General features: G+C 70.6%; 10 protein-coding genes. 5 read left to right on the top strand and 5 right to left on the bottom strand.

Features of this window, described 5'->3' with window-relative positions; all coding sequences use genetic code 11:
- Positions 1 to 83 precede the first annotated feature (83 nt).
- Entirely contained in the window at positions 84 to 986 is a 903-nt protein-coding gene (locus tag CK206_RS14090; RefSeq protein ID WP_096906763.1) for an alpha/beta fold hydrolase, read from the top strand.
- On the opposite strand, the gene CK206_RS14095 is transcribed toward CK206_RS14090, so the two are convergent.
- On the bottom strand, positions 946 to 3144 hold the full coding sequence (locus CK206_RS14095; RefSeq protein WP_096907472.1) for a prolyl oligopeptidase family protein: 2199 nt from the start codon (positions 3142 to 3144) through the stop codon (positions 946 to 948). The genes CK206_RS14090 and CK206_RS14095 overlap by 41 nt on opposite strands.
- 171 nt (positions 3145 to 3315) lie before the next feature.
- Between CK206_RS14095 and CK206_RS20050 the strand changes: the two genes are divergently transcribed.
- A complete protein-coding gene (locus tag CK206_RS20050; RefSeq protein ID WP_173674796.1) occupies positions 3316 to 3471 on the top strand; it encodes a hypothetical protein in 156 nt (51 codons plus the stop codon).
- Between the two features lie 123 nt (positions 3472 to 3594).
- The gene (lpdA, locus tag CK206_RS14100; RefSeq protein ID WP_096906764.1) at positions 3595 to 4986 is read left to right on the top strand and encodes a dihydrolipoyl dehydrogenase; all 1392 of its coding nucleotides are present in this window, start codon (positions 3595 to 3597) and stop codon (positions 4984 to 4986) included.
- A gap of 80 nt (positions 4987 to 5066) precedes the next feature.
- On the opposite strand, the gene CK206_RS14105 is transcribed toward lpdA, so the two are convergent.
- Positions 5067 to 5849, bottom strand: a complete 783-nt coding sequence (locus tag CK206_RS14105; RefSeq protein WP_096906765.1) for a hypothetical protein — start codon at positions 5847 to 5849, stop codon at positions 5067 to 5069.
- Between the two features lie 257 nt (positions 5850 to 6106).
- Between CK206_RS14105 and CK206_RS14110 the strand changes: the two genes are divergently transcribed.
- Together CK206_RS14110 and CK206_RS14115 are read left to right on the top strand one after the other, a co-directional pair.
- Complete coding sequence (locus CK206_RS14110) at positions 6107 to 6841, top strand: HAD family phosphatase (RefSeq protein ID WP_067719247.1); 735 nt, start codon at positions 6107 to 6109, stop codon at positions 6839 to 6841.
- Positions 6838 to 9336 (top strand): glycoside hydrolase family 65 protein, encoded by a 2499-nt coding sequence (locus CK206_RS14115; RefSeq protein ID WP_096906766.1) that lies wholly within the window; start codon positions 6838 to 6840, stop codon positions 9334 to 9336. Before CK206_RS14110 ends, CK206_RS14115 begins: the two co-directional genes overlap by 4 nt.
- Positions 9337 to 9524: 188 nt before the next feature.
- Here the strand turns inward: CK206_RS14115 and CK206_RS14120 are convergent, their stop codons facing one another.
- From CK206_RS14120 to ramB, 3 genes are all read right to left on the bottom strand, one after another.
- Entirely contained in the window at positions 9525 to 10394 is an 870-nt protein-coding gene (locus CK206_RS14120; protein WP_227022163.1) for a DUF559 domain-containing protein, read from the bottom strand.
- Positions 10395 to 10943: 549 nt separating this feature from the next.
- Positions 10944 to 11528 carry a carboxymuconolactone decarboxylase family protein gene (locus CK206_RS14125; RefSeq protein ID WP_096906768.1) on the bottom strand — a complete coding sequence of 195 codons (585 nt, stop codon included), beginning with the start codon at positions 11526 to 11528 and terminating at the stop codon, positions 10944 to 10946.
- 5 nt (positions 11529 to 11533) lie between these two features.
- Positions 11534 to 12988, bottom strand: a complete 1455-nt coding sequence (gene ramB, locus CK206_RS14130) for an acetate metabolism transcriptional regulator RamB (RefSeq protein WP_096906769.1) — start codon at positions 12986 to 12988, stop codon at positions 11534 to 11536.
- Positions 12989 to 13149 lie beyond the last annotated feature (161 nt).

Here is a 13149-nt window from a genome sequence, read left to right on the forward strand (position 1 = left end):
GGGTTCGTCGTGTTCAGGGATGACCGCGCAGGCCGGAGCGTACTCCGGCATTCTCTACTCATGACCAAGATCGAGCTCTACTCATGACCAAGATCGAGGACCCCCAGCGGGTGGACATGCAGCACCCGGACGGCAGCACCAGTCCGCTGCTGATCGTGGCGGCCGATCGGCGGGACGAGGGCCGGCCCGCGATCCTGGTGCTGCCGGGCATCGCCGTCGGCGCTCGGTACTACCTCCCCTTCGCGCGCGCACTGGCGGCCGAGGGCGTCGACGTCGCGATCACCGAGCTCCGCGGTCAGGGTGAGAGCACCTACCGCATCGGGCGTCGCAGCGGCCCGGCCGGCTACCACGAGAGCGCCGCCGAGGACGTCCCGCTCGCGTTGGACGCGATGGAGCAGCGTCTCGGCGCGCGGTCCGTCGTGCTGCTGGGCCACAGCATGGGCGCGCAGATCGGCGTCTACCACCTCGCCCGCCACGACCCGCGGGTCGTGGGCCTGATCGCCGTGGCCGCCCAGTCACCGTTCCACCGGGGGTTCCCGGGCTCCTTCGGGCACAAGCTGCGCGCCGCGTCGGTCATCCTCCCGACGCTGGCCTGGCTGTCCGGGCACGTGCCGGGCCAGTTCTTCGGCGCACAGGGGAGGATCCCGGCCGACCGCGTCCGCGACTGGTCCAGGCTCGCCGGACGCGGCGTCATGCAGCCGGCACGGGCGGACCTCGACTACCCGGCGGGCCTCGCGCGCGTCACCGTGCCGGCGCTGGCGGTGGCGATCGCCGGCGACCCTCTGGCCCCGGCCGGCGCGGCGCGGAACCTCTTGGCCATGCTTCCCTCGGCGCGGACGACGCTGGAGCTGGAGCCGGAGGCGCTGGGCCACAACGCGTGGGCCCGCCGCCCCGCCGAGGTGGTCGCCCGGGTGCTGTCGTGGATCGACCGCGAGCTGGGTGCCGTCACCCCTGGTGGGGACGACGACGAGGTAGTCGGCGCCTGAAGAACTCGTACGTGAGGACCGCCTTCCGGGCCTCCTGGGAGTTGTCGGCAGCGCCGGCGTGCCCGCCCTCGATGTTCTCGTAGTACTGGACCTCGTGTCCCGCGTCCTCCAGGGCGGCGGTCATCTTGCGGGCGTGGCCCGGATGGACGCGATCGTCCCGGGTCGAGGTGGTCATGAGGACCGGCGGGTAGCGGACCTCCGAGGCGGGCCGGATGTGCTGGTAGGGGGAGTAGGCACCCAGGAAGTCGTCCCAGTCGGCGGAGTCCGGGTCCCCGTACTCGGCCATCCACGACGCTCCGGCCAGGAGCAGGTGGTAGCGCTTCATGTCCAGCAGGGGCACGGCGATCGCGAGGGCACCGAATAGCTCCGGATAGCGGGTGAGCATGACGCCCATGAGCAGGCCGCCGTTGGACCCGCCGGTCGCCCCGAGCTGATCGCGGGTCGTCACGCCCTCCTCGACGAGGGCGCGGGCCACGGACGCGAAGTCCTCGAACGCCCGGGGACGCTTCTCCCGTACGGCGGCGCGGTGCCACGACGGCCCGTACTCACCGCCGCCGCGGATCCCCGCCACGACGTACACCCCGCCCTCCTCGAGCCAGAGCGCGCCGCGGAGGGCGGCGTAGGCGGGGCGCATGGACACCTCGAACCCGCCGTAGCCGTAGAGGATGGTCGGACGTGGTCCGGCGGGGCCGGGCCCGCGCATGACCGTGTAGGGCACCTCGGTGCCGTCGTCACTCACGGCGGTGTGGCGGGTGACCTCGATCCCGGAGGAGTCGAACCGGTGCGGCGTCGAGCCGAGGCTGGTGGTGCTGCCGTCCGCCCGGAGCAGGACCAGCGACGGCGGGACGACCGGCCCGGAGACCGCGAGCACCGCGTCGTCGGGGTGTGGCCGCTCGCCCGCGTGGGTGGGTACGGCTGAGCTGGGTGCGGCTGAGCCGGGTGCGGCTCCTGATACCGGGTCGTCGTCCATCCCGGAGAGCCGGTCGCAGGACAGCACGTCGACCGAGACGTGCTCCGGCAGGCCCTCGACGGGCAGCGGGGACCACTCGCCGTCGGCGGTGTCGGGGAGGGAGAACGCGTCGATCCGCGACTCGGTGTCGTCGAGGACGGTGAGCAGGATCCGGCCGCGGCCCCAGGTGACGTCCTCGACGGTCGTGGACGGGGTGGGGGAGAACAGCACGACGGGCTCCGGCAGCCGACCCGGCTCGGCGTCGACGGCGGCCCACGGCACCACGAGCACCGACCCGCCGGGGTGGGAGCGGCCGGCGATCTCCAGATCGGTGCGGGGGCGCAGCATGAGCCAGTCGCCGCACGAGGTGACGTCACAGTCCTCGGGCACGGGCACCGCGAGTGGGGTGGTGGAGGCGGGGTCGGTGCCCGGGGTCCAGAACACCTCCTGCGAGGTGTGGAAGTCGGGCGCCCGGCTGGCCAGGAACCGCCCGGTGACGGGGTCGTGCGAGGCGCCCACCGCGACGTCGTCGGTGCGGCCCTCGAAGATCACCGGGGCCTGGGCGGGATCGGTCCCGCGACGCCAGAGCCGCACCACACGCGCGTACCCCGAGTCGGTGGCGTCGGAGCCGTCCGGGTCCAGCGGCGCGGTGAGGAGCACGGTGTCGCGGTCCACCCAGGACACCGAGCATTTGGCCTCGGGCAGGTGGAACGCCCCCTCCCCGGCGGTGACGAAGCGGCGCTCGGTCAGATCGAACTCCCGGACCTCCACGGCGTCCGCGCCCCCGCGGGACAACCGCAGGAGCGCCCGGTCGTCGACGGGACGACGCACGACCGTGCCGGAGTACACCCAGTTGACGCCCTCCTCGTCGGCGAGGGCCCCGACGTCCACGAGCGTCTCCCAGGCCGGGTGGTCGACCCCCGGCGCCCCGTCGGCCAGCACGGTCCACGGCACCCGGCGCCACAGCCCGCGGGGGTGGTCACCGTCCTTCCACAGCGTGTAGGCGTACCGGCCGCGCAGGACCGGCCACGCGATCCGGTCGGTGGCGTCGAGGATCTCCAGGGCGCGGGAATGCGCGGCTTCGGCATGATCGCCGGTGGCGAGATCTGCGACCGTCCGGTCGCTGCGCTCACGCACCCATCCGAGCGCCTCGGGGGAGTCGACGGCCTCGAGGTGGAGGAACGGGTCGGAGATCGTGGTGTCGGTCATGCCCTCGATGATGCACGTGATCAAGCGAACAGATCGAAACCCACCTCGGATGTTCACAAGCTCTTGTCACGCGTTCGTGAGGTCAGTAGCATCTTCCGTAGCCGCGGGTCGACTGACCCGGCCATTCCCGATCAACGCGGGAGTGCATTTCAATAAACGGAGATACACACAATGGGTTCCATCACCGACCTCCTCAGCGCCGGTTCCGGCGAGTCCGGCTCCCTCAGCGGCGGCAGCGCCACCGGCAACATCACCGACACGATCGCCGAGACCATCGGCGAGCTGGTCGCCACCGCCCTCAAGTCGGTCCTGGGCAACCTGTCCTGATCCTCGCTCACGCGAGCGGTCGCGCCGCCTTCTCCACACGGAGGGGGCGGCGTCGGTCATTTCGGGTGCAGTTCCGGCCCGCTCCGCCGTTCCGGTGCCGCCGGGAGCGCTACCCTGAGTGTCGTGGCTGACACTCATTACGATCTCATCGTCCTCGGCGCGGGCCCCGGTGGCTACGTCGCCGCCATCCGCGCCTCGCAGCTCGGCCTCAAGGTGGCCGTCGTCGAGGAGAAGTACTGGGGCGGCGTATGCCTCAACGTCGGATGTATCCCCTCCAAGGCCCTCCTGCGCAACGCGGAGCTGGCCAACACCGTCCAGCGCGACGGCAAGCTCTTCGGTATCTCCGGGGACGTGAGCTTCGACTTCGGCGCCGCGTTCGACCGCAGCCGTAAGGTCTCGGACAGCATCGTCAAGGGCGTCCACTTCCTCATGAAGAAGAACAAGATCACGGAGATCGACGGCTTCGGGAAGTTCACCGACGCCAAGACGATCGAGGTCGACGGCACGGAGTACACCTTCGACAACTGCATCATCGCGACCGGTTCCGTGGTCAAGACGCTTCCCGGGATCGAGTTCAGCGAGAACGTGGTGGGCTACGAGGAACAGATCCTCACGCGCGACCTGCCCGACTCGATCGTCGTCGTCGGCGCGGGGGCGATCGGCATGGAGTTCGCGTACGTGATGAACGCCTACGGCGTCGACGTCACGATCGTCGAGTTCATGGATCGGCTGCTGCCGAACGAGGATGAGGAGGTCTCCAAGGAGATCGCCAAGCACTACAAGAAGCTCGGCATCACGCTCCTCACCGGCCACAAGACCACCTCGATCAGCGACAACGGCGATTCGGTCGAGGTGGAGATCGAGTCCAAGGACGGTGAGGACACCCGGATCGTCACCGTCGACAAGGTGCTCATGGCCGTCGGGTTCGCCCCGCGGGTCGAGGGCTACGGGCTGGAGAACACCGGCGTCGAGCTGACCGACCGCGGCGCGATCGACATCGACGACAACATGCGGACCAACGTCGACGGCATCTACGCGCTCGGCGACGTCACCGCCAAGCTGCAGCTGGCGCACGTCGCCGAGGCCCAGGGCGTGGTGGCGGCCGAGACCATGGCCGGCGCCGAGACCCAGACGCTGGGCGACTACCGCATGATGCCGCGCGCCACCTTCTGCCAGCCGCAGGTCGCCTCGTTCGGGCTGACCGAGGCCCAGGCGAAGGACGAGGGCTACGACGTCAAGGTCGGCAAGTTCCCGTTCTCGGCCAACGGCAAGGCCCACGGGCTCGGTCACGCGACCGGGTTCGTCAAGGTCGTCGCCGATGGCACGCACGGCGAGCTGCTGGGCGCCCACCTCATCGGCCCCGACGTCTCCGAACTGCTGCCCGAGCTGACCCTGGCGCAGATGTGGGACCTCACCGCCGAGGACATCGCCCGCAACGTGCACACGCACCCGACCCTGTCCGAGGCCATGAAGGAGGCCGTCGAGGGCGTCGGCGGCCACATGATCAACCTCTGACAGCCTGCGGCGGGCCCGGCACCGGGTCCGCCGGCGTCGGGGGGCCACCCGACGGGGGCCCGTCGCGGTGTGCCCGGCGACTACTCGGCGTTGAGGATCTTCTCCATCTGCGCGACGTAGATCGCGTCCAGGGCGCCGGCCGCGGTCGGCAGGACCGGGTCCGCCGCCGGGTCGTCACCGCGGGCCGCGTACTCGACACTCACGGTGGTGTCGCGAGCGAAGCCGTGGATGGCGATGGCCCGGCTCAGTGTGCGCGTGCCGTCCGGCTGGGTCGTGATGAAATCGCTGGTGACCCGGAAGCCCTCGGTGCCGTCGATGGCCGGGGCGTCGGCGACCGTCATCTTCAGCTCGACGTTGGGGTTGGCGGCACTGCGCGAGGTGGTGCACGCCTCGTAGAGGGAGCGGTCCATGAACTCGTCGAGCCGCTCGCCCACCATGCCGATGCCGAAGCGGTGCTCGGTCTCGTCCTCCTCCGACTGCTTGTAGCGGACGGCGGCGGTCACCCCATCGGTGGTGGCGTGGTTGGAGACGGTCTCCAGGCGCGAGACCTTGTCGCACGCCGGGTCCTCCATGAGCTGGCGGCCCTGGTCGGCGACGAGCTTGTCCACCGCCTCCTGTAGCAGCTGACGGTCGACGACCTGGACGACGCCACCACCGGGCGCCTCACCCTCCGACAGGACGAGTTCCTCTACGGGCGCCTGCGGCGCGGACTGCGCCACGGTCTCCGAGGTCTGGGTCTCGCTCGCGGGCTCGCCGCCCTGGGCGTTCTCCTCGTCCGACGAACAGGCCGTGAGTGCGGCCGCGGTGGCCAGCGCGAGACCGGCGATCGCGACGCGGCGGGGGGTGCGGGTGCGCAGGCGCATCTCTCTCCTTTGTCTTTCGGTTACCCCTCATAGTGCCACCGGGTCGGTCGGTTCTGTGCATCAAGTCCGCGCGCGCCGCCGCCCGGTAGTCGACGCCGACCGCCCCGGGGGGCCCGAAGTCGGGGGCGGCGCCCGGGCGGGGGGAAGCAGTGGAAATCGCCGGGTGGGACTAGCCTTGGTCCGTCACCGGACGAGCCCGATCGGCACCCGGACGAACACCCCGACCCGTCAAACCGACCCGGAACTAGGACAACGCTATGGACCATGACGGTGTGGACGCCGTGCTCTTCGACCTCGACGGGGTCATCACCCCGACGGCCGAGAAGCACATGCAGGCGTGGAATCGGATGTTCACCACCTACTTCGACGCCCGGGGGATCGACCCGTACTCGGATGAGGACTACTTCCGCTACATAGACGGCAAGCCGCGGGTCGAGGGCATCGCGTCGATGCTCGCCGCGCGGGGCCTCACCCTGCCCGAGGGCGACGACGACGACGAGGCCGGTCCCGACGCGGACACGATCCACGGGCTCGGTCTGCGCAAGAACGTGATCTTCCGTGAGCTGCTCGACGAGGGCATCGAGGCCTACCCCGGGTCGGTGGCCTACCTCGACGCCCTCGACGCCGCCGGCATCGCCTCCTGCGTGGTCTCCAGTTCCAAGAACGCCGAGGCCGTGCTCACCGCGGCCGGACTGCGGGACCGGTTCGAGGTGATCGTCGACGGGCTGGTCGCCGCCGCCGAGGGGATCCCCGGCAAGCCCCGCCCCGACACGTACCTGCGGGGCGCCGAGCTGCTCGGTGTACCCGCGGACCGCTGCGTGGTGATCGAGGACGCCGTCTCCGGCGTGCAGGCCGGCGCCGCCGGCGGGTTCGCGCGCGTGGTCGGTGTGGACCGCGGAGCCGGGCGTGAGACCCTGCTCGCGGAGGGCGCCGACCTCGTCGTCGTCGACCTGGCCGAGCTCATCCCCGGACTGACGGAGGCGAACCGGTGACCCGTATCCCCTTCTCCCGAGGACCGGTCCACGACACCGTCGGCGAGTCCGTGCCCGGCAACATCCGCACCACCTACGGCGTGAACCTCCGGAGCCACCTCGAGGTCCCCGAGATCAACCGCTCCACCCACCCCGCCGACCCGTGGCGTTGGGTCGAGACCCGTCCGAACGCGTCGCCGCTCGGGGTGTCCGAGACGCAGTTCGCGGTGGCGAACGGCTACCTGGGCATGCGTGGCAACCCGGAGGAGGGGCGCGACTCCGCCCAGCACGGCACCTTCGTCAACGGCTTCCACGAGACGTGGCACATCCAGCACGCCGAGGACGCCTACGGGCTCGCCCGCGAGGGCCAGACGATGATCCAGGCCCCCGACACCAAGACCATCCGCATCTACGTCGACGACGAACCGCTCCGGCTATCCGTGGCCGACCTCGAACACTACGAGCGCAGCATCGACTTCCGGGACGGGGTGCTGCTTCGGGAGATCGTGTGGCGCACCCCCGCCGGGAAGAAGGTCGTCATCCGCACCAGCCGGATGGTGTCGATGGTGGAGAAGCACCTCGCGGTGATGACGTACGAGATCGAGCTCCCGGACGAGCCCGCCCCCGTGGTGATCTCCTCGCAGGTCCTCAATCGGCAGGACGGCGAGGACGAATACAGCTCCGCCGCGGACGACGGCGCCCCGGCAGAGGGCTTCGACCCCCGCCGCGCCGAGGGACTCGAGCACCGGGTGCTCGAGCCCCAGGTCACCGAGGACCAGGGCGGGTACCACGTGCACGGGTACCGGTGCACCAACTCGGGCATGACGATCGCCGTCGCCGTGGACCACCTGCTCGAGACCGAGGACGACGTGGCCATGAGCCACGAGATCGACGACGACTCCTCGAAGATCGTCTACCACGCCCACGTCACGCCGGGACGGGTACTCAAGCTGACCAAACTGGCCGCGTACCACACCTCCGAGGTGGTTCCCGCGAGCGAGCTGGCGGACCGGTGCTCGCGCACCCTGGGACGGGCCCGCGTGCGCGGGGTCGAGGACCTGCACCGCACCCAGCGGGACTGGTACGACCACTTCTGGGATCGCGCCGACGTCGAGGTGGAGGGCCCCGCGGAGACGCAGCAGGCCATCCGGTTCAACCTCTTCCAGCTGGCCCAGGCCTCGGCACGGGCCGAGTACAACGGCATCGCCGCCAAGGGCGTCACCGGTAGTGGCTACTCCGGCCACTACTTCTGGGACACCGAGACGTACGTCCTGCCGTTCCTGACGTACACCATGCCGCGGTTCGCGCGTAACGCCCTGCGCTTCCGTTACAACATGCTCGACAAGGCGCGGAACCGGGCCAAATACCTCTCCGTGAACGGCGCCCTCTACCCGTGGCGGACCATCAACGGTGAGGAGGCGTCGGCGTACTACGAGGCCGGCACCGCCCAGTACCACATCAACGCGGACATCGCGCACGCCATGGTCAAATACATGTGGGCCACCGAGGACCAGGACTTCATGATCCACGAGGGCGTGGACGTGCTGGTCGAGACCGCGCGGATGTGGGTCTCGCTCGGCTTCTTCGACGGCGACGGCATGTTCCACATCCACGGCGTGACCGGGCCGGACGAGTACACGACCGTCGTGGACAACAACCTGTTCACCAACGCCATGGCCCGGTTCAACCTCGTGGCCGCCGCGATCGCCTGCAAGCGGATCGCGGCGTTGGGTGACGGCCAGTGGGAGGCCGTCTGCCGGCGGCTCAAGCTGCGCGACGACGAGACCAGCGAATGGCGGCGTGCCGCCGAGAACATGGTGATCGCGTTCGACGAGGATCTGAAGGTCCATCCTCAGGACCAGGACTTCCTCGCGAAGGAGGTCTGGGACCAGGACCTCGAGGATCCCCGCCGGCCACTGCTCCTGCACTTCCACCCGCTGGTGATCTACCGGCACCAGGTCCTCAAGCAGGCGGACGTGGTGCTGGCGATGTTCCTGCGCGGCGACGAGTTCACCGAGGAGGAGAAGCGGGCGAACTTCGAGTACTACGACCCGTTGACCACCGGCGACTCGACACTGTCCGCCGTGGTCCAGTCGATCATCGCCGCCGAGATCGGCTACTGCGACGAGGCCTTCGAGCACTTCTCCAAGGCGCTCGTGGTGGATCTGGCCGACGTGCACGGCAACGCCGCCGACGGCATCCACGTGGCCTCCACCGGCGGGGTGTGGTCGGCCCTCGTCAGCGGGTTCGGCGGGATGCGCGACTACCGGGGTGAGATCTCGTTCGACCCGCGGGTGCCCGCGGAGTGGACGGGACTGACCTTCCGGTTGACGGTGCGGGGTACGCACGTGCGGGTGCGGTGCACGCACACGGAGATCACCATCGAGAACCTCAACGGCGCCGATTTCGCGTGCTCGGTCCAGGGCCAGCCGGTGACCGTGCCGGCGGGGCGGACGATGTCGATGGAGCTCGATGCCCGGGCTCGCGTCTGCCTGCCCTGCGTCGACGCGGGCTGAGCCGCCCCGCCGATGCCCACCTACGCGCCCCCTTCGGCTTGCGCGTTCGGAATGCCCGACCTGAGGCCGGGTGCGCGCCTGGAAGGGTCCATTGGGGACGCGTAAGTCGGGGCGCGGGGCCTGCCCGGGACTGTCGGGGCCGCGGGGCATGTCCGGCCGGGACTGTCGGGGCCGCGGGGCGCGGGGCCTCATGCCGCCGAACCGGCGGCCCGCCGCGCATAGGCTTCCCGCACCTGGTCGAGGATCTCCTCGCGCCGGTGTCGGAACAGTCTCCGGTCGAGCACTATGACGATCCAGCCGGCTGCCTGCAGGCGATTGCGTCGGTAACGGTCCTTGGACTGTTGGACGGGATCGTCGTGGTGGGCCCCGTCGTACTCGACGGCGATCCGCGCCACCGGGTCGGCCAGGTCGAGCCGGCTCCCGAGCCCCGGCACCTCCACCTGGGGCTCGAAAGACGTGAATCCGGCGGCACGCAGGAACAGGCGGGTCTCCGTTTCCCTGGGAGACTCGCTGCGGGGATGCGCGTCGGCGAGCACACGCCTGGCCCGAGCGACCCCCCACGCGCCGGCGCCCGCAGCGACGTCTTCCTCCAGTTCGCGCTGTGCGTATCCCCGTCGATAGAACGCTTCGACTGCGAGCACACCGCTCAGGTGGTCGCTGAATCTCGCCAGGTCGAAAGCGGTCCTGCGACGGGACGTGACGCGGACTCCCCGCCGGACCTCGATCGCCGACGGCGGAATGGTGTAGCGACGGATCCGGAGGCCACTGCGGGTCCGGCCGACGGGGCCGACGCAGAGCTCCGGTACGGCGTCGTCTGGCGGGGCGATGCCGTGCATGACCGCGGCAGACCAGCCGGTGAGCACGGCATCCGGGTACAGCCGGGAGTAGGCGACCGATAGGGTCTCGAAGTTGGTCGGGTGGCTGGTCGGCAGCCAGAGTTCGTCCGCGATCTTGACGAAGTCGCGTTCGCGGCGCCGCCGGGGGAGGTCGGACAGTTCGCTGCTGAGGCGCGCCCGGGTGAGTACGGGGTGCACCGGGCCTCGGCGGTGTGGAGTCATGGACCGCAGCATGCCAAGCGAGCAGGTGCGCGGTGGCCGTCGACGGGTGCCGAGGCGCTGGCCTGTGGAGAGGGCTGCGGGTGTGGAATCCGGGCTCAGGGCGGGAGAGCTTCTCGGGAGTGGCCGCACGCCAGGGCCGGTTGATCGGGCGGCCTCCGGCGGGTGCGCGTGGGGAATGGACCGATCCGGGCGCGCACCGGGGCCGATTGCGGGCAGAGAGGGCGCGTAAGCCGAAGGGGGCGCGCAAGCGCAGGGCGGGTGAGCGGCAGGAATCGCCGAGGTCGCGGGCTTCCGGGGACGCGTTGGGCGGGTGCGCGTGGGGAATGGACCGATCCGGGCGCGCACCGGGGCCGATTGCGGGCAGAGAGGGCGCGTAAGCCGGAGGGGACGCGTAAGTCGGCCGAGCCGAAGGGGACGCGTGAGTCGGCCGAGCCGAAGGGGACGCGTAAGTCGGCCGAGCCGAAGGGGGCGCGTGAGTCGGCCGAGCCGACGGGGGCGCGTGAGTCGGCCGAGCCGAAGGCGCGGACCGGCGGGGTCAGGCGCGGCGGGTCAGCGGGGGCGGTCCGGCTGGACCCGGAGGGCGTGCAGCGACGTGGCCAACCCGTCGTACTGCGCCACCAACTGCACCAGCCCCACCAGTTCGGACGAGCCGAGGTGCGACGAGAGCCCGGCCCACGTGTCGGCGGAGATGTCCTTGGTCAGCACCAGCTCGTCGACTGCGGTCAACAGCACACGCAGCCGGTTCGGCCACCCGGCGGTGGCGGGGTCGGCTGTCGTGCGGGTGATCTCGTCGTCGTCGAGATCCACGCCCGCGCCGATCCGCTCGTGGTGGGCCCGCTCGTACGCGCTGCCCCGCAGGTGCGCGACGCGCAGGATGACCAGCTCGGTGGTGCGGCGGTCCAGCACGCCGAACGGCATCATCATCCCGGAGTAGGCGAGCCACGCGGGGAAGAGCCGGCGGGCGTGGCCGAGGGTGGCGAAGAGGTTCACGTCGCGCGAGCCGGTGACGCGTGCACCGAGCCGGTTGACGACCCAGCCGAACGGGCCGAGCTCCCGGAAGCCGCCGGGCCGGATGCGGGGGACCTGCGCGGCGGTGCCGTCGTGGCTGTCGCTGCTCTCGTGGGGCTGGCTCATGGCCGTCAGGGTAGGCCAGCGGTCCCGCCGGGGGCGGACGGTTGGTCGAGGAGATACGGCGAGAGCGAGGACCGGTGGGCGTCCACCCGCAGCGCGTGGTTGAGCGGCGGGAAGGCCCGCTGCGGGCACGCGGGGCGGTCGCACATGCGGCAGCCGGAGCCGATCTTGGTGGCGGCGTCGACGTCGTCGAGGTCGAGGCCCTGCGCGTACACGGTCCGGTGGGCGTGGCGGGCCTCGCAGCCCAGGCCGATGGCGAACGTCTTGCGCGGCTGGCCGAAACGCATCGGACGGGTGGTGACGGTGCGCGAGACCCACAGGTGGAGGCGGCCGTCGGGCATCTGCGCGACCTGCCGCATGATCTTGCCGGGGAACGAGAACGACTCGTAGATGTTCCACAGCGGGCACGTGCCACCGGAGGTCGTGAAGTGGAACCCGGTCGCGGACTGCCGCTTGGACATGTTGCCGGCGCGGTCGACGCGCACGAAGCTGAACGGCACCCCGGCCGCGCCCGGTCGCTGCAGGGTCGACAGGCGGTGACACACCGTCTCGTAGCCGGTGGCGTGGAAGGCCATGAGCCGCTCCACGTCGTAGCGGAAGTCCTCGGCGGTGTCGAGGAAGCGCTGGTAGGGCATGAGCACGGCGGCGGCGAAGTAGCTGGCCAGGCCGCGCAGCGCGAGCGCGACGGCGGCGGGGGAGCTGAACGAACCCTCCTCGACGAGGCTGTCGAGCAGGTCGCGGTGCTCGAGGAAGGCCAGCTCGGAGGCCACGCGGAACGCCTGCTGACCGGGCGTGAGGTGGGCGGACAGGTCGAGACGACGGTCCTCGGTGGAGTAGCGGTGCCACAGCCCGTCGGGCAGGTCGACGCGGCGGGCGATGCGGACCCCGTGGGCCTCGGCCAGGCGGTGTTCGAGCTCGGCGCGGACGTCGCCACGGTTGAGCCGGATGCGGGTGGTGAGATCCTCGGCGGCGGTGTCGAGGGAGTCGATGTAGTTCTGCCGTTGGTAGAAGTAGTCCCGCACCTCCTCGTGCGGCATGGACAGCACCGAGCGGTCGACCGAGCTGTCCGGGACGTTGCGGGTCTCGGTCAGCGCCGCGAGCAAATCCGAGGAGTTGCGGTAGCGCTGGTGCAGGAGCATGAAGGCACGGGCGAGTGCCGGGTGCGCGCGGACGAGGTCGACCACCTCGGCGGCCGGGACCTCGGCGGAGAGCTGCGTGTCGGTGAGCGCCTCGGTGACCGCCGCGATGAGCCGGGTGTCCGAGTCCGAGGCGAAGAACGCGGAGTCCACGCCGTAGACCTCGGAGATCTTCACCAGGACCCGGGAGGTGACGGGGCGGGCGTCCTTCTCGAGTTGGTTGAGGTACGACGACGACAAGCCGAGCGACTGCGCGAAGGCGGCCTGGGTCAGGCCGTTCTCCTCGCGCAGTCGGCGGAGTCGCGATCCCATATGTGAGGCCGTCATCGGCTTTCCCTCCGAGGTCCGTGGCGAGCCCCACAATCTTCGCAAACTTTGCAAAGAAGGCAAAGAAACTCGCCACATTCGCACTTGTCGCAGGTAGACGCGCTGCCTGCCATGTGGCATTGTGTCTCCCGTAAGGGGCCGTAACTCGCAAGAGTGCGAAT

It is taken from the genome of Dietzia sp. WMMA184, from assembly GCF_002441635.1.
GTDB classification, from domain to species: Bacteria; Actinomycetota; Actinomycetes; order Mycobacteriales; family Mycobacteriaceae; genus Dietzia; species Dietzia kunjamensis.